The sequence below is a fragment of the Stenotrophomonas mori genome (genome assembly GCF_023556335.1).
GTDB lineage: Bacteria > Pseudomonadota > Gammaproteobacteria > Xanthomonadales > Xanthomonadaceae > Stenotrophomonas > Stenotrophomonas mori.
In genome coordinates this window covers 1622457-1646274 of record NZ_JAIKTS010000001.1, presented here as the reverse complement: position 1 = coordinate 1646274, position 23818 = coordinate 1622457, and the positions used below count along the sequence as shown (strand labels likewise).

Sequence of the window (23818 nt, the reverse complement as noted above, 5' to 3'; positions counted from 1 at the left end):
CCCCGGAGGGGCCTCCGGGGCGGGGCGCAGGCGACAGCCGGGCCGGGTGCCGCGCGGATCCCCGGGGAGGGGCGGCGGCGCTTCTCGGATGGAATCGCAGGCCCCCAATTCATGAAATATCCTATGTATTTCATGCAAATAGCTTGATTTCCTGAGATTCTTGATTAGGCTGTGGTCCTAACTCAACGAAAGGTCCAGGGCCATGCAGGCGTTCGTCCGCACAACAGTCGTTTCATTCGGGGCCGTGGCGATCGCCGCCCTGGCGGGATGCGCCTCTTCCGGCAAGCCCGTGGCCAGTGTCGAGGAAAAGCCGATCACGGTGAGCGTGGAAGCGCCGGCGGTGGAGAAGGATGCGCTGGGCAACTACCGCTTCCTGATGCAGCAGGAAGGCAGGAACATGAGCGCCGACCAGTTCGATGCCTGGATGAAGGCCAATGGAATCCGGGTGGCGCGCGGTAATGGCCCTGCCGCCGATGCGGCGCCGCCGGCCGCCAAGAACTGAGGTTCTCTCGGTTGTCCTCCAGGAAAAAGGCGCCTTGCGGCGCCTTTTCTGTGGGCAGCGGTGCCACGCACGGGTCGGCGTGGACATCGCAGGCCGGAGCGGATCAGTCCTTGAGCACGCCCAGTTCGCGGCCGATCCGGATGAACGCATCGATGGCGCGGTCCAGGTGCGCACGGGTATGCGCGGCGCTCATCTGGGTGCGGATGCGCGCCTGGCCCTTGGGGACCACCGGGAAGAAGAAGCCGATCGCGTAGATGCCTTCTTCCAGCAGCCGCTCGGCGAAGCGCTGCGCCAGCGGCGCGTCGTACAGCATCACCGGGCTGATCGGGTGCACGCCCGGCTTCATGTCGAAACCCGCTGCGGTCATCTTCCCGCGGAAGTAGGCGGTGTTGTCCGCCAGCGTCCGGCGCAGGTCGTCGGCCTTGTCGAGCATGTCGAAGGCCTTGATGCCGGCGGCGACCACGTGCGGCGGCAGCGAGTTGGAGAACAGGTACGGCCGCGAACGCTGGCGCAGCAGCTCGATCACCTCGGCGCTGGCGCAGGTGAAGCCGCCCAGCGCGCCGCCCATGGCCTTGCCCAGGGTGCCGGTGATGATGTCGATCCTGTCCAGCACGCCCTTGACCTCGGCCGAGCCGCGGCCGGTGGCGCCGAGGAAGCCGGTCGCATGGCATTCGTCGATGTGCACCAGTGCGTTGTACTTGTTCGCCAGCGCGGTGATCTCGTCGAGCGGGGCGATGAAGCCGTCCATCGAGAACACGCCATCGGTGGTGATCAGCTTGGTCCTGCAGCCGGCGGCGTCGGCGGCCTGCAGTTGCGCTTCCAGGTCGGCCATGTCGCAGTTGGCGTAGCGGAAGCGCTTGGCCTTGCACAGGCGCACACCGTCGATGATCGAGGCGTGGTTCAGCGCGTCGGAGATGATCGCGTCGTTCTCGCCCAGCAGCGGTTCGAACAGACCGCCGTTGGCATCGAAGCACGCGGCGTAGAGGATCGTGTCGTCCTTGCCGAAGAAGCCGGCGATCTGGGCCTCCAGCCGCTTGTGCAGGTCCTGGGTGCCGCAGATGAAGCGCACCGAGGCCATGCCGAAGCCGTGGCTGTCCAGCGCGTCCTTGGCGGCCTGGACCAGGTCCGGGTGGTCGGCCAGGCCCAGGTAGTTGTTGGCGCAGAAGTTCAGCACGGTGCGGCCGTCGTCGAGGGTGATCTCGGCCGACTGCGGGCTGGTGATGATGCGTTCGGACTTGAACAGCCCCTGCGCGCGGATGGCGTCCAGTTCCTCGGCGTAGTGCCGGGTGAGCGGGGAAAGGTTCGCGGTGGCGGTCATGGCAGGGTCGTGCAGTGGAAAGAAGCCCCGATTCTAGCGGCCGCGGGCGATTGCCGCCGGTTTCATGGGGAATGGCTATAAGGGCGGCGCGCGAAGTCATTTCTCCCTCCGCGTGTGCGCACGCAGCATCGGGGGCCCTCCACGGCACGCAGGCGTCCGCCGATGACCGCACCGGCTTCCTCCCTCATCCCGACCCGGCCGTGCCCTCCGCGCCACCGGGCCGGGCAGGCGGCGTGGACCGTGACGGCCTGCCGGTCCGCTGGGCCGGGCCTCGTGGCCTCCGTTCCCCCATGCGGTGGATGCGCCGCGGTCCGGCGCCTGCCGGTGTCCTCCCGAGTGAGTCGTCCATGAATCCCACGTCCCCCCGCTTCTTCCGTGCCGGCCTGGCCATGCTGGCCGCGCTGTCGATGCTGCTTGCCGGCAGTGTCCAGGCCCGCGATGTCCAGCTGCTCAACGTTTCCTACGATCCGACCCGCGAGTTCTACCGCGATTTCAACGCCGCTTTCGCCCGGCACTGGCAGCAGGCGCGCGGCGAGACCGTCACCGTCGAGACCTCCCACGGGGGCTCGGGCAAGCAGGCGCGCGCGGTGATCGACGGCCTCCAGGCCGACGTGGTGACGCTGGCGCTGGCCTACGACGTGGATGCCCTCGCGCACCGGGCCGGGCTGCTGCCGGCCGGCTGGGCGGAACGCCTGCCCGACCACAGCGCGCCCTATACCTCGACGATCGTCTTCCTGGTGCGCAAGGGCAATCCCAAAGCGATCCGTGATTGGCCGGACCTGCTGCGCGCGGGGGTATCGGTGGTGACGCCGAATCCGAAGACCTCCGGCGGCGCGCGCTGGAACTATCTGGCGGCCTGGGCCTATGCTGACCATATCTTCAAGGGCGACCGCGCGCGCATCCTCGCCTACATGCGCGCGCTGTTCCGCAATGTGCCGGTACTCGACACCGGCGCGCGCGGCGCCACCACCACCTTCGCCCAGCGCGGCATCGGCGACGTGCTGCTGGCCTGGGAGAACGAGGCGCTGCTGGCACAGCAGGAGCTGGGGCCGGACCGCTTCGAGATCGTCGTGCCGCGGCTGTCGATCCTGGCCGAGCCGCCGGTGGCGCTGGTGGACCGCAACGTGGACCGGCATGGCACGCGCGAGGTGGCCCAGGCCTACCTGGAGTACCTGTATTCGGCGGAAGGGCAGCGCATCGCCGCGCGCCACTACTACCGCCCGCGCCATCCCGAACTGGCCGAACCGGCCGATGTCGCGCGCTTTCCCCGGGTGCGGCTGGTGACCATCCGCGACGCGTTCGGCTCGTGGGAGCGGGCCCAGGCCGAACACTTCGCCGACGGCGGCGTGTTCGACCAGATCCAGGCCGGCAGGTAGGCGGTGGATACCGTCGTGCGACCCCTGCCGCAGCGGCGGCGCGCGTGCCGGGTGCTGCCCGGCTTCGGCATCGGCATGGGCATCACCCTGGCCTGGCTGGGGGTGATCGTCCTGTTGCCGCTGGCGGGGGTGTTCCTGCGCGCGGCGGGACTGGGCATCGACGGCGTCTGGCGGATCTGGAGCGAGCCGCGGGTGCTGGCCGCACTGCAGCTGAGCTTCGGCACCGCCTTCGCGGCGGCGGCATTCAACGCCGTGATGGGCACCTGGGTGGCCTGGGTATTCGTGCGCTACCGCTTTCCCGGAAAGCGGCTGTTCGACGCCATGATCGACCTGCCGTTCGCGCTGCCCACGGCGGTGGCCGGCATCGCCCTCACTGCACTGTACGGCGGACAGGGCTGGGTGGGGCGCTGGCTCGAGCCGTTGGGCCTGAAGATCGCCTATACGCCGCTGGGCATCGTGGTGGCGCTGGTGTTCGTCGGCCTGCCGTTCGTGGTGCGCATCGTGCAGCCGGTGCTGGCTGAGGCCGAGCGCGAGCTGGAGGAGGCGGCCGCGGCCCTGGGCGCCAGCCGCTGGCAGACGGTCGTGCGGGTCGTCGTGCCCGCGCTGTGGCCGGCGGTGCTGACCGGCTTCGCGCTGGCCTTCGCGCGCGGCGTGGGCGAGTACGGTTCGGTGATCTTCATCGCCGGCAACCTGCCCAACGCCACCGAGATCGCGCCGCTGCTGATCACCATCCGCCTGGAGGAGTTCGACTATGCGGGGGCCACCGCCATCGCCGCGGCGATGCTGCTGCTGTCCTTCGCGGTGCTGTTGCTGGTCAACAGCCTGCAGGCCGGCCTGCAGCGCCGGGGTGCACGATGAACGGACGGGTGCTGGCCTTGCCGGCCCAGGCCGCGCATGAAACGCGGGCGCGCGCGCCGCACAGCGTCACCACCGAGCCGGCCTGGGCGCGGGGGCTGCTGATCCTCGGAGCGCTGGGGTTCCTGCTCTCGTTCCTGCTGCTGCCGTTGCTGCTGGTGTTCGCCGAAGCACTGCGCGGCGGCCTGCAGGCGTTCTGGAACGCGGTGAGCGATCCGGACGCACTGGCGGCGGTACGCCTGACACTGTTGGTCACGGCCGTGGTGGTCCCGCTGAACCTGGTCTTCGGCGTGGCCGCGGCGTGGGTGGTCAGCAAGCATGCCTTCCCCGGCAAACGCTGGCTGGTGACCCTGATCGACCTGCCGTTCTCGGTGTCGCCGGTGGTGGCCGGGCTGGTGTTCATCCTGCTGTTCGGCCGCGATGGCTGGCTGTGGCCGTTGATCGAGGATGGGCTGCGGGTGCCGCTGCCGCTGGTGGGGGAGGTGCTGCTGCGCTTGCCGCGCATCGTGTTCGCGGTGCCCGGCATCGTGCTGGCCACGGTGTTCATCACCTTTCCCTTCATCGCCCGCGAGCTGATGCCGCTGATGGAGCAGCAGGGCCGCGACGAGGAACTGGCGGCACTGACCCTGGGAGCCAGCGCGTGGCAGATGTTCTGGAAAGTGACCCTGCCCAACATCCGCTGGGGCCTGCTGTATGGCGTGCTGCTGTGCAGTGCGCGGGCCATGGGCGAATTCGGCGCGGTGTCGGTGGTGTCCGGGCACATCCGCGGACGCACCAACACGCTGCCGCTGCACGTGGAGATCCTCTACAACGAATACGCCTACAGTGCCGCGTTCGCCTGTGCTTCGCTGCTGGCGGCCAGCGCATTGCTGACGCTGGTGCTGAAGGCGCTGCTGGAAGCACGCCACGGCCGGAGACACGCATGAACATCCGCATCCAACAGCTGGGCAAGCGCTTCGGCGCGTTCCCGGCCCTCGACGGCGTGAGCCTGGACATCCACAGCGGCGAGCTGCTGGCCCTGCTGGGGCCGTCGGGATCGGGCAAGACCACCCTGCTGCGCGCGCTGGCCGGACTGGAGCCGCCCGACCACGGGCGCATCCTGTTCGATGGCGAGGACGCCACCACGCTGAGCGTGCAGGCGCGCCGCGCGGGCTTCGTGTTCCAGCACTACGCGCTGTTCCGGCATATGGACGTGCGCGCCAACATCGCCTTCGGGCTGGAGGTGCGCCGCGGTGCCGCACGCTGGCCGAAGGCGCGCATCGCCGCGCGTGTCGACGAGCTGCTGGCGCTGGTGCAGCTGGAGGGCCTGGGGGCACGCTACCCGGCGCAGCTCTCCGGCGGCCAGCGCCAGCGCGTGGCACTGGCGCGCGCGCTGGCCATCGAGCCGCGCGTGCTGCTGCTGGACGAGCCGTTCGGCGCTCTCGATGCCCAGGTGCGCCGCGACCTGCGCAGCTGGCTGCGCGCGCTGCATGACCGCACCGGCCTGACCACCGTCTTCGTCACCCATGACCAGGAAGAGGCGCTGGAGCTGGCCGACCGGGTCGCGATCCTCCACCGCGGCCGCATCGAGCAGGTGGGCAGCCCGGACGAGGTCTACGAGCGCCCGGCCTCGCCGTTCGTCTATGGCTTCGTCGGCGAGGTCAACCGGTTGCCGGCACGGCGTGCGGGCGCCGGGCTGGAAGTCGCCGGCGCGCACTGGCCGGGGCCGCTGCGGCTGCCGGCGGAGGATCCGCTGGAAGTCTATGTGCGCCCGCACGATTTCCAGGTGGGCGAGGCCGGCGACTGGGTGGGCACCCTCCTGTCGGTGCAGCGCAGCGGGGGCCGTTCGCGGCTGCGCGCGCGCCTGCAGCCGGCCGGGGTCGAAGTCGAGGTCGAGCTGCCGCCGGGGGCGCCGCCCTACCGGCCCGGGCAGAACGTCGCCCTGGTGGCGCGGCGGCACGGGGTGTTCGCGCGTCCGGCCGCCGCCGAACCACCGGCCCGGGGGCCGGAAGGCGATGTTTAGGAACTGTCCGATTCCGTCACGGGCCGGCGATGGGCACAGTTGACGTGCCAGCAACGGCGTTCTCCCCACGCCGGCCCGGCCCTTCCACTCCCCTGGAGGCCGGGTGCTGGCACCCGCACCTGCCGGGTCGCCGTGGGGCGGCGGATCCGGCCGCCGCCGAGCGCGGGCGACGACGCCCGCGCGCCGTACTACACCCAGCTGAGTACGACCTTGCCGGCCTTGCCCTGTTCCATCAGGTCGAAGCCCTCCTGGAAGCGCTCCACCGGCAACTGGTGGGTCAGCACCTTGCCCAGCGGGAAACCGGACAGCACCAGCTGGGTCATCTTGTACCAGGTCTCGTACATCTTGCGGCCGTAGATGCCCTGCACGGTCAGGCCCTTGAAGATGATCTTGTCCCAGTCGCAGCCGGCGCCCTTGGGCATGATCCCGAGCATGGCGATCTTGCCGCCGTGGTACATGCAGTCGAGCATGTCGTTGAACGCCCGCGGGTTGCCGCTCATCTCCAGGCCGACGTCGAAGCCCTCCATGTGCAGGTCGGCCATCACGTCCTTCAGCGACTGGTTGGCGACGTTGACCACCCGGGTCGCGCCCATGTCGGCGGCCAGCTTCAGGCGGAAATCGTTGACGTCGGTGACCACCACGTTGCGTGCGCCGATGTACTTGCAGATGCCGGCGGCAATGATGCCGATCGGGCCGGCGCCGGTGATCAGCACGTCCTCGCCGATCACGTCGAACTCCAGCGCGCAGTGCGCAGCGTTGCCGTACGGATCGAAGAACGCGGCCAGTTCCGAGGGGATCTGGTCGGGAATCGGCCACAGGTTGCTGGCGGGCATCACCATGTACTCGGCGAATGCGCCGTTGACGTTGACGCCGATGCCGACGGTGTTCGGGCACAGGTGCGGGCGCCCGCCCCGGCAGTTGCGGCAATGGCCGCAGACGATGTGGCCTTCGGCCGAGACCCGCTGCCCGACCTCGTAGCCGGTCACGCCAGGGCCGATCGCCGCGATGCGGCCGACGAACTCGTGGCCGATGGTCAGGCCCGGCGTGATGGTGCGCTGGCTCCACTCGTCCCACAGGTAGATGTGCAGGTCGGTGCCGCAGATCGCGGTCTTCTCCAGCTTGATCAGTACTTCGTTGGCGCCGGGCGTGGGCACCGGCACCTGTTCCATCCAGATGCCCTTGGCCGCTTCGCGCTTCACCAATGCCTTCATCGTCTGTGTCATCGCCGGGAAACCGCAGTGGGAAAGAACGTCGATTATATAGATGGTCTCCTCTGCAACGGTCGCCAATCCGGCCCTGGGCCGCAGCATGCGCGGAGGTCGGCGGCCGGGGCCGGGGCCGGGGATTCCGTTGCGGCCGGGGGCCGCCGGTTGCGGGGGGCGGACGGATATTCGAGAATCCGCAGGATTGGAAGTGGCTTTCGGCAGGCCCGGTGGAACCGGGCCTGATGCCGGCGGCGACGTCGAGCACGTCCGGCCGGATGCACGGTGACACAAGGAGAAGGTGTGGGAAATCAGGGGGCGCGGCCGCATCTGCGGCTTGCGGTAGTGGTCTGTGGCGCGCTGGCGCCATTGTTGCCGGCGATGGCACAGGTGCCGGCGGAACGGGGGACGCAGGAGCTGCTCAGGCAGCAGGAGCGTGAGCGCGCGCTGCGCGAACAGCAGGAGAGCCGGCCCGATGTCCGGCTCGAGCGCGACGCCCCCACCGACAGCGGCCGCCTGCCGCAGGATGAGCAGCCGTGTTTCCCGGTCCAGCGCATCCTCCTTGAGGGAGCGCTGGCCGGACGTTTCGACTGGGCGCTCAAGGCGGCCAACCCGGCCGGCGACCCGGCCATCGGCCGGTGCCTGGGCACCGCCGGCGTGGACACGGTGATGAAGCGCGTGCAGAACGCGCTCATCGCCCGCGGCTACGTCACCACGCGGATCCTTGCCGCCCCGCAGGACCTGACCACGGGCACCTTGACGCTGACGGTGGTGCCGGGGCGGATCCATGCACTGCGCTTCGCCGAGCGTCCGGACGCCGCGCCGGCGCTGTGGAACGCCCTGCCGGCCTCGCCGGGCACGCTGCTCAACCTGCGCGACATCGAGCAGGGGCTGGAGAACCTCCAGCGCGTACCGACGGCCACGGTCGACATCCAGATCGCGGTGCCGGAGTCGGGCGAGGCGGCGCAGCCGGGCGAGAGCGACCTGCTGGTCAGCTGGGCGCAGCGTTCGAGGCTGCGGGTCAACCTGACCCTGGACGACTCGGGCAGCACCGCCACCGGCAAGCTGCAGGCCGGTGCGACGGTCTCGCTGGACAACCCGCTGCGGCTGAACGACCTGTTCTACGTCAACGGCGGACGGTCGGTGTTCAACGGCAGCGGCCGCCAGACCGAGAGCTGGTCGGCGCACTACAGCGTACCGCTCGGCTACTGGCTGCTGGGCGTCAACGCCAGCGACTACGACTACCGGCAGTCCGTCGCCGGCGCCTACGAAACCTATGTCTACAGCGGCGCCAGCCGCAACGCCGAGGTGCGCCTGGGGCGCATGCTGCTGCGCAATGCCAGCGCCAAGACCAGCGCCCATGCGCGGGGCTGGTACCGCGACTCGGACAACTTCATCGACGACACCGAGATCGAGGTGCAGCGGCGGCGCATGGCCGGCTGGGAGCTGGGCCTGACGCACAAGCACTTCATCGGCGACAGCACCCTGGATGCCAGCGTCGCCTACCGCCGCGGCACCCGCGCCTTCGGTGCGCTGCCGGCCCCGGAGGAGGCGTTCGACGAAGGCACCGCGCTGGGGCGGATCTTCACCGCGGACGCACAGCTGACGGTGCCGTTCCGGCTGGGCCGGCAGAGCCTGCGCTACAGCGCCAGCTGGCGCGCGCAGTGGAACCGCTCGCTGCTGGTGCCGCAGGACCGCTTCTCCATCGGTGGCCGTTACAGCGTGCGCGGTTTCGATGGCGAACTGACGCTGACCGGCGAACGCGGCTGGCTGCTGCGCAACGAGCTGGGCGTCGCCCTGGGCGGTGGCCAGGAAGCGTATGTCGGGGCGGACTACGGCCATGTGGGCGGGCCGGCCACGCAATGGCAGATGGGCAATGCCCTGGCCGGCGTGGCGCTGGGCCTGCGCGGCGGGACGCCGCATGCGCACTGGGACGTGTTCGTGGGCAGCCCGGTGCACAAGCCGGTCGGATTTCCCACGGCGTACACGACGTTCGGTTTCAGCCTCGGCGCCTCGTTCTGAGCGGTGCCGGTCGCGGCGGCCGAAGCGGCCGCGACGCAAACGTGCAGGCGCCGGCGGCGGAACGCGCGGCGCCGACACCCTTACAAGGATAGAAAGGAAGCAATGCCATGAATCGTATCTACCGTCTGGTCTTCAACCGCATCCTCGGCGTCTGGCAGGTGGCATCGGAACTGGTGAAGGCGGCGCATGGCGGCGCGGACAGCGGCACGGGGGTGTCCACCGCGCTGCTGCGGCCGGTGAGTTTCGCGCTGTGGCTGGCGCTGGGCTGGGTCGGGCTGGCCGCGCCGCTGGCGGCGGCACCGCCGCAGGCCCGCACGGCCGCGGTGCCCGGGCGCATCGTCGGCGACCGCAGCGCGCCGCCGGCGCAGCGCCCGACCGTGGTCACCTCGGCCAACGGCACCCCGCAGGTCAACATCACCACGCCGAGCGCGGCCGGAGTCTCGCGCAACAGCTACCGGCACTTCGACGTCGGCAGCGACGGCGTCATCCTCAACAATGCCCGCAACAACGTGCAGACCCAGCTGGGCGGCTGGGTGCAGGGCAACCCGTACCTGGCGCGCGGCACCGCGCGGATCATCCTCAACGAGGTCAACAGCGCCGACCCGAGCCAGCTGCGCGGATACGTGGAAGTGGCCGGTGACCGCGCCCAGGTGGTGATCGCCAACCCGTCGGGCATCCAGGTCGACGGCGGCGGCTTCCTCAACGCCAGCCGGGTGACCCTGACCACCGGTACCCCGATCGTCACCGCAGGGGTGCTCGACGGCTACCGCGTCGATGGCGGCAGGATCGGCATCGGCGGCGCCGGGCTGGACGCCAGCCGGGTCGACTACACCGACATCATCACCCGCGCGCTGGACATCAACGCCGGCCTCTGGGCGGACCGCCTGCAGGCCAGCCTGGGCCGCAACACGGTCAGCGCCGACCATGGCCGGGTCACCGCCCATGGCGGTGGCGATGCCGCGCCGGCGCTCGCGCTGGACGTGGGCGCGCTGGGCGGCATGTACGCCAACCGGATCTGGCTGGTCGGCAACGAACATGGTGTGGGGGTACGCAACGCCGGCAGCATCGGCGCGCAGGCCGGCGAGCTGGTGGTCACGGTGGACGGCCGCCTCGAGAACACCGGCGCGCTGCACTCCCAGCAGGATGCGCGGGTGGCGGCGCGGGGCGGGATCGCCAACAGCGGCACGATCAGCGCGGCGCGCGAAGCGCGCCTGGACACGGCCGCCGACCTGGACAACAGCGGCGGCACGCTCAATGCCCTGCGCCTGGACCTGCAGGCGGCTTCGCTGCGCAACCACGGGGGAGCCATCGAGCAGGTCGGCGCGCAGGATCTGTATCTGCAGGCGGCGCATCTGCGCAATCGCGACCAGGGGCGCATCGGGACCCTCGCGCAGCAAGGTGAGGGAGAGCCGGGCCCCGGGGAGGGCGGGGCGACATCGCCAGGTGGCGGCAGCGGTGGCGGGGAGCCGGGGACGGGGGGAGGCGCGGGCGGGGGCGATACCCCGGGCAATGGCCTGTTGGCGGCCGGACGCATTGCCATCCACGGCGTGTTGGACAACAGCGCCGGGCGGCTGGTGGCCGGTGGCGATATCGACGCCACCAGCCATGGACTGGACAACAGCGACGGAAATGCCGTCGTACGTGATCTGCACGTGGAAGGCGACGGCGTGGACAACCAGGCCGGAAGCCTGGCGGTGCAGCGCACGCTGGCACTGGACGCAGAGAGGCTGGACAACCGGGGAGGACGGTTGGAGGTCGCCGATCACCTGGAGGTCCGGGTCGATCGGCTGGACAACCGCGATGGCCGGATCTCGCATGCTGGGGAAGAGGCGACGGCGCTGAGGGTCGCGGGTCTTCTGGACAACCATGGAGGGATGATCGCCAGCAACGCCGTGTCGCTGGACATCCAGGCCGACCGCCTGGACAACGGTGGCGGCGAGCTGCGGCACTCCGGCCGGCAGGGGCTCACCCTGAAGGTCGATCAACTGGATGGCCGGCAAGGGAGGGTCGCGACAGCCGGCGCTCTGCACCTGACTGCCGGGCAGGTGGATCACCGTGGCGCCGACCTGAGTGCCGAGCATCTGCAGCTGGAGGCACGGACGTTCGACAACCGCGGCGGCAGTGTACTGGCCACCGGCAGCGGATCCAGTGCCATCACCGTCCGCGATGCCCTGGACAACAGTGCCGGCGGTCTTATTGCAGGCAATGGCGACCTTGCCCTTTCCGCCCATCTCTTCGGCAATGCCGGCGGTGCCGTGCAGCAGGCGGGCGATGGTCTGCTGTCGATTGCCGCGTTCACGCTGCTGGGGCGGGAGGGGAGTCTGCTGAGCAACGGAACGCTGACGATCACCGGGAGCACCACCGACCTGCGTGGTGCGACCACATCGGCACAGCGCATCAACATCGCCACCGGAGACCTGACCACGGCAGGTGGCCAGCTGATCGCCAGTGGTGGAGAGGCACTTCAGCTCACCGCCCTTGGCACGCTGGACAACCGTGGCGGCGTGGTCGGCAGCAACGGTGTCCTGGCCATCCAGGCACAGGACATCGACAACCATGAGGGAAGGATATCCACCTCTGCGCTGGGCGCATCGACAGTCGCGGCCACCGCGACGCTGGACAACCACGGGGGCGAGATCGTTTCCGCCGGTGACTTGTCGCTGGCCGCGACAGCACTGGACAACCGTGGGGGCAGCGTCGCGCATGCCGGCACCGGCCTGCTCTCGATTGCAGCGCGGACGCTGGACGGAGCCGGAGGCACGGTGCTGGGCAACGGCGAGCTGCAGCTTGAAGGCGGCACCATCGACTTGCGGGGAGGCACGACCCAGGCCGCCCGTATCGAGATGAAGGCCGATGCGCTGACCACGGCCGAAGGCATCCTTGTCGCCACATCGGAGGAGCGGCTCCGGTTGCGGATCCGTGATGCGCTGGACAACGAGGAGGGCCTGATCGCAGGCAACGGTGCGCTGGAGCTCAGTGCGGGCGCACTGTCTAACCGTGCCGGCGGGATCGTCGCGTCGGGCCAGGGCGATACCCGTATCGACATCGCGGGGCTGCTCGACAATACCGGCGGGACCGTGGAGACAAATGCCCGTGTGCTCGATATCCAGGCGGCCCGCCTGTCCAACGAGCGCGGTACGGTCGCGCACGCCGGGGACGAACTGAGGATTGCCACCGGAGCGTTGCTCGGCAATCACGGCACCCTGTCCAGTGCAGGTGCACTGGTACTGCATGCCTCCGACGTGGCGCACCGCCAGGCGCAGCTCAGTGCGGTGCAGCTGACGATCGACACGGCGAGTCTGGACAACGCCGGAGGACGCATCATCGCTACCGGCGAGCAAGCCTCTTCGTTGACCGTGACGGGCCTGTTCGACAATGGGAGCGGGGGAACCCTGGCAGGCAACGGTGATCTTTCGATCCACGCCGGCACGTTCGGCAACGCCGGCGGAACAGTGCAGCATGCAGGTGAGGGTGAGCTGAGAATCGATGCGGCGACGTTGCAGGGCGCCGGAGGCACCTTGCTCGGCAACGGCACACTGCTGCTCAGTGGCGATACCCTCGATCTGCGTGATGGCACCACCTCGGCCAGGCACCTGGCCGTTGAAGCCGGCGACCTGACGACCGCGGGCGGGCAGCTGGTCGCGACCGGCGACGGTGCCTTGGCCCTGCATGTGCTGGGAAAACTGGACAACCGGGAGGGGACGATCGCCAGCAACGGCGTGATCGACCTTCATGCGGGCAACTGGGACAACCGGCAGGGCCTCCTGCAATCGGCGGCGCAGGGACACAGTGCGCTGACGGTCGCCGGTCAGATCGACAACGAGGGCGGAGCGGTCCTTTTTTCGGGCGATGCACGGATCGACGCAGGCAGCCTGTCCAACCGGGGCGGCACGGTGCAGGCCGCCGGTGCTTGGGGGTTGCGCCTGACCGTCGAAGGGCGCCTGGACAACAGCGGACAGGGGATCCTGGCCAGCGCGGGCGACCTGGAGGTCGGTGCGGGCGCACTGGACAACCACGACGGCACCCTCGGGGCGGGCACCGTACTCGATGTGCAGGTGGAAGACGCCGTCGACAACACCGGCGGCACCCTGCAGGCAGGGGAGGGACTCACGCTGCAGGCTGACGGCCTGGACAATACCGGCGGCACGATTGTGGGAGCCGCGGTCCAGGTGGATACCCGCGGTCGGGCCCTGGACAACACCCGCGGCCTGCTTGCCAGCAGTGCAGGCGCACTGGACATCCATAGCGGAGCCCTGCAGAACATCGCCGGCCTGCTCCAGTCGGCGGGTGACCTGTCCCTGGATGCGTCCGGGAAGACGATTGCCAACCGGCAGTCCGGCGACGCTGGCGGGATCGTGAGCGGGGGCCTCCTGGATCTTCGCGGAGGCACCCTGGACAACCGTGGCGGCGTGGTGTCCGCGCAGGCGGATGCGCAGCTCGCCGTCGGCGAGCTCGACAACACTGCCGCCGGCCTGCTTTCCAGCGGCAGGGACCTGGAGGTGTGGGCGACGTCGTTGTCCAACGCCGGAGGCACCGTGCAGGCCGGGGGCGGTGCCGACCTGGTGATTGGGGGCGACCTGCGCAACCGCGGTGGCCTGATCGCGGCCGCGGAGGCATTGACGGTGAGCGCGGCGACCGTGGACAACCGCGATACGTTGGCCGCCACAACCGGCCGGCCCTTGGGGCTGCAGGCTGACAGCCTGCAGGTGGTCGCGGATCGACTGGACAATCGCAATGGCCAGCTGATCGCCGATTCGCAGGCGCGCATCGAGGTCCAGGGACTGCTGGACAACGGTGGCGGCCAGGTGTCCTCGCGCGGGCAGCTGGACATCGGCGCCGATGCGATCACGAACACCGGGGGCACCCTGGTTTCCGGTGGCGACCAGACGCTGGTGGCGCGTGTGCTCGGAGGGGACGGAGCCTTGCTTTCGCGGGGTGACCTGACCGTCTCGTTGCAGCAGGACTTCACCAACAGCGGAGAGGTGAGCGCGAGTGGCACGGTGGCATTGACCACGGCCGGCAGGCTGGTCAATCGCGGTCGCCTCCAGGGCGGGAGCCTCGCGCTCAGTGCCGACAGCATCGACAATGCTGTCGACGGCGAGATCAGCGCCGCGGACAGGGCGTTTCTGGACGCCGCGCACAGCGTGGTGAACCGTGGCCTGATCGATGCGGGTACCGTCCATGTCGATACCAGAACGCTCGACAACCTCGGCACCGGCCGTATCTATGGCGATCATGTCGCTCTTGCCGCCGATACACTGCACAACCGTGCGGAAACCATCGATGGCAGTACCGTCTCTGCCGTGATTGCCGCCCGCGAGCAGCTGGACCTCGGGGCCCGCGTGCTTGCCAACACGGGCGAGGGGCTGATCTACAGCGGCGGCGCTGCCGCCATCGGCGGTGCGCTGGACGGCTCGCTCAGGGCCGTCGGTAGCGCCGAACGGGTGGACAACATCGGTTCGGTGATCGATATCGCCGACGCACTGACGATCGATGCCGGCGTGCTGAGCAACGTACGCGAAAACGTGGAGGTGACCCAGACCACCACCATCAAGGCCCCGGTGCGTCTGGACCAGCCTGCGTGGCACAACAATGGCAGGAACGACACCTACGACATCCGCAGCACCAGCAACTACCAGGCCTACGAGGTCTATTACCTCGACCCTGCCGACATTCTGGAGGACACCCCGTACATCACGCCCGACGGCTACCACGTGCGCAAGGCGGTTGTCCGCCTGACTCCGCAGACCACGGCCTACTTTTTCGGCCGCGGCGGATTGCATGCCGCCAGCGGTGAGCGTTCCCGCCTGTATCCACAGGACGGGACCATCACCCTCTACTATTTCGGACGACAGAATGGCCAGGCCAATCCGGACCAGGTGGCGATCGGCGCGGACGACCCGTTCCTAGAGCTGACCGGCATAGAGCCGGGGTCGCCGGCATTCCACTATGTCGACGACACCCTGACGTACTCCAGCGCCTATGGAACCTGCACGACCAACTGCGTGCAGATATGGGCCCCGCACGCGTACAACGATCCCGGGCGGATCCTGATCCATCCCCAAGGAATCGGTGGTTCCGGACTCGAGAACAACGAGAAGTACCGCGTCGCCAGCGGGACGGTGACCGACGATGTGCTGGTCCCGGGCATCGGTGCCGACGCGGTGATCCGGACCGGCGGGAAGATGAGCCTGACCGTGGACGAGCTGGTCAACCATTATGGTCAGGTCGTTGCGGGCGGCGATCTGGACCTCTTCGGCCACGGCGCGCAGAGCCACGTCGAGAACCTCGGTTTGACGCTCTACCGGACCCACAGTTTCGACAACGTGAGTTACGGCTACAACGGGTCGACCCGCCATTGGAGCAGGCCTTCGATCTCCGAGGAAATCGGCAAGGTCGGTGGCAGCATTGTCGCTGGCGGCACCTTGACGGTGGACGTCGGTGACCTGAGCAACCTGGACAAGGGACGCGACGCGCCGAATGTCCGCACCGGTGCGGCACTGGCGGGCCTGGGAACGCATGCGGAAGGAAGCGAGCTGGACACTTCCGGGCCGGCGATACAGGGGCCGGCACGGGTCGGTGGACGTTTGGCCGATGCGGTTGCCAGCGATCTTCCGGCAGCGGTCGCCGGAAACGGGGGGGCTGGTGCCACCGGCCCCGGTCGCCAGGCTGCCGACGGGGCCGCCCGGGCCGATGGCACATCGGTCGATGGCATCGCCATGGGAGCGGTGGATACCCACGCCCCCGGCAACAGCCTGTTCACCGTGGCCGTCAACGGCAATGGTCCGCTGGTGGAGACCGACCCGCGCTTTGCCGACTACCGGAACTGGCTCGATTCCGATTACCTGCTGTCGAAAATGGGTCTGGACCCGGCCAACACGCACAAGCGTCTTGGCGATGGTTTCTATGAGCAGAAGCTGGTGCGCGAGCAGATCGGCGAGCTCACGGGGCGCCGCTTCCTCGAGGGCCATGCCAACGACGAAGACCAGTACCGGGCACTGCTGGAAGCCGGTGCCACCTTCGCGCAGGCGTATGGTCTGCGCCCCGGCGTCGCCCTGAGTGCGGAGCAGATGGCGCAGCTGACCAGCGACATCGTGTGGCTGGTCGAACAGACCATCACCCTGGCCGATGGCAGCACCACCACGGCGCTGGTGCCGCAGGTCTATCTGCGCGTGCGCCCGGGCGATCTGAACGACAGCGGCGCGTTGCTGGCGGGGACCAATGTCGATCTCCGTCTGAGTGGCGACATGGTCAACGAAGGGAACATAGCCGGCCGCCAGCAGGTGAGGATCGAGGCGGAGAACATCCGCAACCAGGCGGGTGCCCGCATCGAAGGGCGGACAGTAGGCCTCAAGGCGCTGCAGGACATCGACATCACCGGCAGCCAGGTCCGGGCCGGTGAGGCGCTGGACGTGGTGGCGGGCGGGGATATCACGGTTGCCTCCACCCAGCGGACCCATCAGGGAGCGGGGCTGGATGCCACCGTGGTGGAACGCGTGGCGGGCTTGTATGTCACCGGAGGAGGGAGCGATGGTGGACTGAGGGTGTCCGCCGGCGGTGATGTGACCCTGCTGGGAGCCCAGGTGCGCAATGCGGGCGATGGCCTGACCGCACTCGCGGCCGGTGGCGACCTGAACCTGGAGACGCTGACTGTGCGCAGCGGCCAGTCGGTCAGCGGCGACGAGCGCAATTACCGGCGCAGTGAACAGGTGGGACACGTCGCCAGCGCCGTCCAGGGAGGCGGCAGTGTGCTCCTCCATGCCGGCAACGACGTGAACCTGGCCGCCGCCGGCGTGGCGGCGGGTGACGCACTGGTGATCCAGGCCGGACGCGACATCACCAGCACGGTGGTTGTCGACACCTCCACGGTGGAACAGGGTGAAGCGGGCAAGCGCTGGTCGACGAGCAGTTCCGCCACCGACGAGACCGTCCGTGGCAGCACCCTGCAGGCCGGTGGCGACATTGCTCTGGCGGCGGGCCGCGATGCCACGCTCACCGCGGCCGGGGTGTACAGCGAGGAAGGCGGCATCGCGCTGGCCGCCGGTCGCGACGTCAGCCTGCTGAGTGCGCAGGAACAGCACGACCTGAGCATCGACGAGCAGCGCACCAAGAAGGGCTTCCTCAAGCGCAAGACCACCACCACCCACGACGAGTGGCACGAAAGCCTGGCGGTGGGCAGCACCCTCAGCGGTGAGAGCGTGCAGGTGGCTGCCGGCCGCGACCTCATCGCGCAGGCCGCGCAGATCGCCGGGACCGGTGATGTGCTACTGGCGGCCGGGCGCGATCTGACGCTGACCACGGCTGAGAACACCTACAGCGAAGTGCACGACAAGACGGTGAAGAAGTCGGGGTTGTTTGGCAGCGGGGGTGTCGGCTTCACCATCGGTAAGCAGCAGACCGACACCGAGGCCGATGTCACCGGCGTCACTCACAGCGGCAGTACCGTGGGCAGTCTGGAGGGCGACGTGACGCTGGTGGCCGGTAATGCCCTGTCCATCGCCGGCAGTGATGTCGTTGCCTTGGAAGGCAACATCACCGCCAAGGCCAAGTCAATCGCGATCACCGAAGTGCACGACACCAGCACGGCCGGACAGCAGACCCGGTTCAAGCAGGGTGGGTTGACCGTTGCCGTGAGTGCCCCGGTGCTGAGCCTGCTGCAGACGGCGGACGACCTGAACAAGGCATCGAAGCAATCAGGTGGAGATGGCCGCATGCAGGCCTTGGCCGCCGGCGCTGCCGCCCTGAACGCCTACAACTCGGCCGGTGCATTGAGCGAACTCGGCCAGGGACTGGCCAGCGGCAATGCGGGCGACATGGCCAAGAGCGCCAACGTAAGCGTCTCGGCCACCATTGGCGGCAGCAAGAGCGAGAACCAGAGCAAGCAGAGCAGCAGCATGACAAAGGGCTCCACACTGCAGGCCGGTGGGGACGTCACCCTGATCGCCACCGGCGGCGGGCAGGACAGCAACATCGTGGTGCGCGGCAGTGACATCAGTGCAGGCAACGATCTGCTGCTGCTGGCCGACAATGCCATCACCCTTGAATCGGCACAGGACACAGCCGAGCAGCACAGCAGCAGCAAGAGCAGCAGTGCGGCCATCGGCGTGGCAGCCACCATCGGCAGCGGTGGCACGTCCTTCGGTATTACTGCCAGTGCAAGCGCTGCCCGTGGCAATGCCGATGGCGAAGACGTCAGCCAGCGCAACACCCATGTCAGCGCCGGCAACACCGCTACCGTCATCAGTGGGGGCGACACCACGATCAAGGGTGCACAGCTTTCCGCCGAGCGGGTGGTTGCCGACATCGGCGGCGACCTGAATATCGAGAGCCTGCAGGACACCAGTACCTACGACAGCAAGAGCCAGAGCGCTGGCGGCAGCGTGACGGTTGGTGCGGGTTTCAGTGGCAGTGCCAGCTACAGCAGCAGCAAGGTCAGTGGCGATTACGCCAGCGTAGGAGAGCAGAGCGGCATCTTTGCCGGCGATGGCGGCTTTGATATCCGCGTGGAAGGCAACACCGACCTGAAGGGGGCGGTCATCGCCAGTACGCAGGAAGCGGTGGATACCGGGATGAATCGGCTGCAGACCGGCACGCTGACCTATTCGGATATCGAGAACCACAGCGACTACAGCGCCAAGAGCGTGAGCCTGTCCGGTGGATACAGCGCCGGGGGGAGTAAGGGCGGTGATACCGGCTCACCCAGCACCACGAACAACGGTAGCGACTGGTCCTGGCAGAACTTCAACACCGGGGCGCAGGGCGCGGCGGCCGGTTATGGCAGCAAGAGCGGCAGCGACAGTTCCACCACGCACAGTGGTATCAGTGGCGGATCGCTGGTCATTACCGACCAAGCCGGTCAGCAGGAAAGAACCGGGCAAACCGCCGAGGAAGTGCTAGCCGGGCTGAACCGGGGGGTGATCAGCGGTGATGACGCCGATGGCCTGAGCAAAGCATGGGATGGGCAGCAACTGCAACAGCAGGTAGAGGCACAGGCGCAGATCACGGCCGTGTTCGGGCAGCAGGCGAGCAAGGCGGTGGGGGATTTTGCAAGCAAAAAAGCTCTGGAGCTTCGCTTGCAGGGTAATGAGGAGGAAGCTGCCAAATGGGATGAGGGTGGTGCCTATCGCGTGGCGGCCCACACTGTGATGGGCGCACTAGGCGGTGGCCTTGAGGGGGCACTGGGCTCAGGCTCTGCAGCGGCCGCAGCGCCTTACCTAACGGAGCTGACGAGCCACCTGCCGGATGGTGTTAAGGAAGCGGTGGGTGCGGGGCTGGCAGCAGGTCTGGGCGCGGCGGTGGGTGGCGGTTCAGGGGCTTCGATGGCTTTCAATGAAGATGCCAACAACCGAATGCTGCATCCTGATGCGGTGAAGTGGATTCGTGAGCATGCGAGCGAGTTTGCGGAGCAGCAGGGTATCTCCGAGCAAGAGGCTTACCGGATTTTGTTGGTTGAAGGTGCTGCCTATGTGGATCAAGGAATCCAAGACAAGCTGGCGCATTTGGGTAGCTACGACAATGAGGCTGCAATCGAATTCCTCCTGAATAATCAGGATGTCTATGGGAACCTTGCGGCATTCGACGGTGATCATCGAAATGTATCGATGTTTGACAACGAGTTGGGACGTAGTACTCAGGAGTTCATTGATGTATTCAATACGCTTGCCGCAACGGCGGGCACCAAAGATGACTGGCACATGGTTTTGGCCCCGGCAAATAATGCCTTTGCTGATGCTTCGGCCTCGCAATGGGGAGTGGCTAAATTACAAGCAGCCAGTGCAGTGGCAGGTATTTTGGCTGCGGGGGGAGTGGCTTTTTATCCGATGCTCCCGGAGTGGGCTGCAGCTGGAGCAAAAGGGGCCAGCATTAGTTCCTCAATTTATGCTGGCACCGTGGCAGGGAAAGCCACCTCCGAAACATGGGAGGGAGGAAGTTTTCTTGAAGCCTATGGAGATAATTTCTCTTGGGCAAGACTCGGGATTTCGGCGACTACTGGTGCGGTTGGAGGTATGTATACTCAGCAAATGCTGATGTGGTCAGGAGTGCCAGTTGGATTCTTTCCAAGTATCAAGACGGCTGGTGGCCTTGTTATAAGAGTAAATAGCATGCTGAAAAGTGCTGCTGTTTCAAAGGCGGCGAATGCTGTTGTTGATCAGCATGAGAATAATGTCAATGAGGAGGATAAGTGATGGATTTTATTGCTCAATTAATCGCGGCATTGATAAATCCAATTGAAGGTGGTTTTTTTAGAAAAACAGGATATCTAAAGTTGATTATTTGCGGGGTTTTTATTGGAGCTTTAATTTCCGCAATAATTAACACCTATGGATTTTTTTCCATGAGAGGTTCGGGGGGGGATTTGTTATCTTATTATGCATCATTTAATGGAATTTTTTCTATTTTGGTTTTTCCATTGGGAGGGGGCGTTCTTTTTTTTGTGATTAAATGGTTTAGTCTCCAGTGTCAGGAGCAGAGTGGATGGAGTGGTCGTTATAAAAAGTAAGCGGTTGGGGTAATCTGAGATGATGGCAATGATGGTTCCAGGCAATAATCAATAGCGGTCCCGGGTTCACTTATATGTACTGAAATTCGCTTGAAGCGAGGCAGTTGCACGCTCTTTTAAAATTCAGGTGGAACCAAATCGCCGGCAGTGACGTGCTCGGGCATCATCGGCCAGAACGTGACCATCGAGGCGGTGCAGAAATAACGGTTCCGCGTTCACTTGAGTCATCCAGCAAGTGAACGCGGAACCGTTATTGATGGGGAATTCGTCTCGCAAGGGTGCGGCCAAGTTTGGTTTTGTAGGAACGAATGCCAAGGGTGAAGTTCCTACGATTCATGTGGGAAGTGGAAATAGCTTCTGGAAGATGGTGAATGGGGATAGGGCTGATAGGTCATTAAGGAGCGTTTCGTGATTTTCTCTATTCTCGTTAGATCAATCAATTTTGATATTGAAGGGGAGGTTGATGTCGTTGTTGGTGGTATCCGATCGACATGCTATTGCGAGTAGCATCCCTTTCGAAATAAAGGTTGGGGGTTTTTACGAGGTTGAGTTTTATCCGATAGTTTTTGATGAATATTTTGTGGATGATGCCGGGGAGGTGGGTGAGTCCCTCGATGGGTGTGGAGAAAGATATTCATATAAGGTGGTTGGGAGATTGAAAGAAGGGTGTGTCAGTTCCGGTGAGTTAATGTTTTATGGCGAATTTTTGGCGGAAGAATTTGGGTTTCTTGACGGAAATATGGTTTCTTGGGTGATTGATCGAGTGGATGTTAGGTTTGTAAAAGAGATGGAGTGGTGTAAATAAATAACAGTTCCATATACAAATGACGGTTCCAGATTCACTTAAGTAATAAAATAAGTGAGTGTGGGGTCGTTATTGTTTGTTGTGGTTGATTGACTGGGTAATTTTGTTGCTGGATTTAAACTTTCCCCGCGGAGCTCCGCAATCACCGTGCGGACGTAGCAGGGCGCGGGGTTCGACAACACAGTGGTGGAGCGCGTGGCCGGGCTGTACGTCACCGCCGGCAACGGCACCACCCATGCCGAAACCACGGTGGATGCGGCCAACACCCTCACCCTGGTCAGCGGCCGCGACACCACACTGGAAGGGGCGCAGGCCCGTGGTGAAACCGTCATTGCGGACATTGGCCGCAGCCTGACGATGACCAGCCAGCAGGACACGAACGACTATGCGCGCAAGGACCAGAGCGCGGGCATCGACGTGGCCTTCGGCACCGGTGGCGGGCAGGTCAGCGCCAGCTACAACCAGAGCAAGATCGACAGCACCTACACCAGTGTGAAGGAGCAGACCGGCATCCAGGCCGGGGAAGGTGGCTTCGACATCCGCGTGGGAGGGCACACGCAGTTGAATGGCGCGGCCATCGCCTCGGCGGCGGACCCGTTACGCAATCGACTGGAAACCGGCAGCCTGGGCTGGAGCGACCTGGAGAACGAGGCCGAATACAAGGCCAGCAGTTTCGGTATCAGCGCCAGCGGGGGCAGTGGTGGTGGCAGCGTCAGCCCGAACATCAGCGTGCCGCAGCACGAGAAGTCCGGCAGCACGACGCAGGCCGGCATTGCCGATGGCACGTTGATCGTGCATGACGGCAGTGGTGAAGGCATCGCAAGAGGCGTGACCGAACTGCAACAGGACGGCCTCAAGGAAATCTTCGATCAGCAGAAGGTGGCTGAGCGGATGGAGATGGGGCAGGTGGCCGGGCAGGTGGGGATGCGGGCCGCGGGTGATCTGGCCCAGCAAATGGGCTGGGAGGAAGGCAGCAAGGAGAAGGTGATCCTGCACGGCATCGTGGGCGCGGGTATTGCCGCGCTGGGCGGTGGTGACGTGCTGGAAGGGTTGGCTGGCGCGGCGACCAACCAGTTGACGTCAAAGGCGATGCAGGGCTACCTGCGCGGCAACGACATCGATCCGAACTCCCCGGAAGGCAAAACCTTGATGGAGTTGGGTAGCTTGGCGTTGGGCGCTGTTGTTGGTGGTGGCAGTGGTGCTGCAACTGCATTGGCAGCGGAGCAGTTCAATCGGCAGTTGCATCCGGATGAGCGGCACGTCATCGAGAAGTTGATGGAGGAGGGTTATTCCGAAGAGCAACTGATGGCTGTGGCCTGTGTCATGGTCCAGTGTTTGCTCGGAAGAGACATGATTGAGCCGGGGACGTTGCTGGAGGGGGTAGATGGGATGTCCCTTACACCGGCAGGGACGTATCTGGCGTCGCAGTATCAATCAGTCCTGGATGGAATGACTGCTGGGCAGCAAGAAGAAATTACACGGGTACTGGCTGGGAGTGGCCTCTTCAAGTACACGAGAGCGGATGCCTATAAAGACGCCTTCCATGACGTTCAAACTGCCCAGCGCCTCGGTGGTGTGACTCAGGCTGGCCTCGGATTGCTGGGGGCTTGGGCATCAAGTGTGCTTTGTCCCTTCACTGTCTGGGGGTGCGCGGCGGCAGCTGAGTCAGCAGACAATATGTCAGCAGGCCTGACAACTTGGTATCAGGGACGGCCGGCGCTCACTTTGCAGAACCAGGCTTGGCAGGCAGTTGGTCTGTCGCCCGGGAACCCGAATCTGGTGGAGGCGCTAACTGGCATGGGGATAGCCGCAGGTGGAGCTTTTGCGGTTAATCGAACGCTTGCAGGGCAGGGTAAATATGCCGGGGCCGCGAGTGATGGAGCCGGTAGTGGCAGGAATACAGGGCGAACTGAGACGCCAGATCATCTGCTTCCGGATAATGTCAATGGGGATGGGTTGAGTCCTCCAAGTTTGAAGTTTACTGTAGTTCGGCCATCTTCAACCCCCTAAGAACGAGATTGTCTCAACCACTATTGGTGGGCAGAGGATCGAAATAAGTGGTCATGGATATTGTAATTCCCATAGTGGGTCTGGGTATAATTTCAGCGAGATGTCGGGCTTGTCAAAGAGTCGGATTGATAGTGTCATTGCTAATGATGCCGCGACTTTTATTGCGGCGGGAGGGAAGATTCCTGTCTCGGCAGTTCCTTCAACACGCACAGTTGTCGTGGAAGGG

General features: G+C 65.9%; 12 protein-coding genes. 10 read left to right on the top strand and 2 right to left on the bottom strand.

The genetic code is table 11. The annotated features are described in order from the left end of the window. The first annotated feature begins 202 nt into the window (after window positions 1-202). Window positions 203-502 carry a hypothetical protein gene (locus tag K5L01_RS07435; protein ID WP_250063315.1) on the top strand — a complete coding sequence of 100 codons (300 nt, stop codon included), beginning with the start codon at window positions 203-205 and terminating at the stop codon, window positions 500-502. Window positions 503-605: 103 nt separating this feature from the next. On the opposite strand, the gene kbl is transcribed toward K5L01_RS07435, so the two are convergent. Continuing rightward, window positions 606-1820, bottom strand: coding sequence for a glycine C-acetyltransferase (gene kbl, locus K5L01_RS07430; protein ID WP_250063313.1), 1215 nt, complete (start codon window positions 1818-1820; stop codon window positions 606-608). Between the two features lie 347 nt (window positions 1821-2167). Between kbl and K5L01_RS07425 the strand changes: the two genes are divergently transcribed. Genes K5L01_RS07425 through K5L01_RS07410 form a run of 4 tightly spaced genes read left to right on the top strand, consistent with a single transcriptional unit; the run spans window position 2168 to window position 6053 of the window. Beyond that, a complete protein-coding gene (locus K5L01_RS07425; protein ID WP_272494052.1) occupies window positions 2168-3196 on the top strand; it encodes a sulfate ABC transporter substrate-binding protein in 1029 nt (342 codons plus the stop codon). A gap of 15 nt (window positions 3197-3211) precedes the next feature. Next, window positions 3212-4054: a sulfate ABC transporter permease subunit CysT gene (gene cysT / locus K5L01_RS07420; protein WP_336254085.1), complete on the top strand. Its 843-nt coding sequence runs from the start codon at window positions 3212-3214 to the stop codon at window positions 4052-4054. Continuing rightward, window positions 4051-4977, top strand: coding sequence for a sulfate ABC transporter permease subunit CysW (cysW, locus tag K5L01_RS07415; RefSeq protein ID WP_250063310.1), 927 nt, complete (start codon window positions 4051-4053; stop codon window positions 4975-4977). Before cysT ends, cysW begins: the two co-directional genes overlap by 4 nt. Further along, a complete protein-coding gene (locus K5L01_RS07410) occupies window positions 4974-6053 on the top strand; it encodes a sulfate/molybdate ABC transporter ATP-binding protein (protein WP_250063308.1) in 1080 nt (359 codons plus the stop codon). Before cysW ends, K5L01_RS07410 begins: the two co-directional genes overlap by 4 nt. A gap of 188 nt (window positions 6054-6241) precedes the next feature. Here K5L01_RS07410 and tdh read toward each other — a convergent pair whose 3' ends face one another. Then, the gene (tdh, locus tag K5L01_RS07405; protein WP_250063307.1) at window positions 6242-7276 is read right to left on the bottom strand and encodes an L-threonine 3-dehydrogenase; all 1035 of its coding nucleotides are present in this window, start codon (window positions 7274-7276) and stop codon (window positions 6242-6244) included. 360 nt (window positions 7277-7636) lie between these two features. On the opposite strand from tdh, the gene K5L01_RS07400 reads away from it, so the two are divergent. From K5L01_RS07400 to K5L01_RS07380, 5 genes are all read left to right on the top strand, one after another. Beyond that, window positions 7637-9277: a ShlB/FhaC/HecB family hemolysin secretion/activation protein gene (locus tag K5L01_RS07400; RefSeq protein ID WP_250063305.1), complete on the top strand. Its 1641-nt coding sequence runs from the start codon at window positions 7637-7639 to the stop codon at window positions 9275-9277. 107 nt (window positions 9278-9384) lie between these two features. Further along, complete coding sequence (locus K5L01_RS07395; RefSeq protein WP_250063302.1) at window positions 9385-20463, top strand: hemagglutinin repeat-containing protein; 11079 nt, start codon at window positions 9385-9387, stop codon at window positions 20461-20463. Next, window positions 20463-20777 (top strand): hypothetical protein, encoded by a 315-nt coding sequence (locus K5L01_RS07390; RefSeq protein WP_250063300.1) that lies wholly within the window; start codon window positions 20463-20465, stop codon window positions 20775-20777. Before K5L01_RS07395 ends, K5L01_RS07390 begins: the two co-directional genes overlap by 1 nt. Before the next feature lie 463 nt (window positions 20778-21240). Further along, window positions 21241-21582 carry a hypothetical protein gene (locus K5L01_RS07385; protein WP_250063297.1) on the top strand — a complete coding sequence of 114 codons (342 nt, stop codon included), beginning with the start codon at window positions 21241-21243 and terminating at the stop codon, window positions 21580-21582. Window positions 21583-21777: 195 nt separating this feature from the next. After that, window positions 21778-23592, top strand: a complete 1815-nt coding sequence (locus K5L01_RS07380; RefSeq protein WP_250063296.1) for a hemagglutinin repeat-containing protein — start codon at window positions 21778-21780, stop codon at window positions 23590-23592. The last annotated feature ends 226 nt before the right edge of the window (window positions 23593-23818 follow it).

Coding starts and splice junctions, on each gene's coding strand:
- K5L01_RS07435 (WP_250063315.1), top strand. CDS start 203: ATGCAGGCGTTCGTCCGCACAACAGTCGTTTCATTCGGGGCCGTGGCG.
- kbl (WP_250063313.1), bottom strand. CDS start 1,820: ATGACCGCCACCGCGAACCTTTCCCCGCTCACCCGGCACTACGCCGAG.
- K5L01_RS07425 (WP_272494052.1), top strand. CDS start 2,168: ATGAATCCCACGTCCCCCCGCTTCTTCCGTGCCGGCCTGGCCATGCTG.
- cysW (WP_250063310.1), top strand. CDS start 4,051: ATGAACGGACGGGTGCTGGCCTTGCCGGCCCAGGCCGCGCATGAAACG.
- K5L01_RS07410 (WP_250063308.1), top strand. CDS start 4,974: ATGAACATCCGCATCCAACAGCTGGGCAAGCGCTTCGGCGCGTTCCCG.
- tdh (WP_250063307.1), bottom strand. CDS start 7,276: ATGACACAGACGATGAAGGCATTGGTGAAGCGCGAAGCGGCCAAGGGC.
- K5L01_RS07400 (WP_250063305.1), top strand. CDS start 7,637: ATGGCACAGGTGCCGGCGGAACGGGGGACGCAGGAGCTGCTCAGGCAG.
- K5L01_RS07395 (WP_250063302.1), top strand. CDS start 9,385: ATGAATCGTATCTACCGTCTGGTCTTCAACCGCATCCTCGGCGTCTGG.
- K5L01_RS07390 (WP_250063300.1), top strand. CDS start 20,463: ATGGATTTTATTGCTCAATTAATCGCGGCATTGATAAATCCAATTGAA.
- K5L01_RS07385 (WP_250063297.1), top strand. CDS start 21,241: ATGTCGTTGTTGGTGGTATCCGATCGACATGCTATTGCGAGTAGCATC.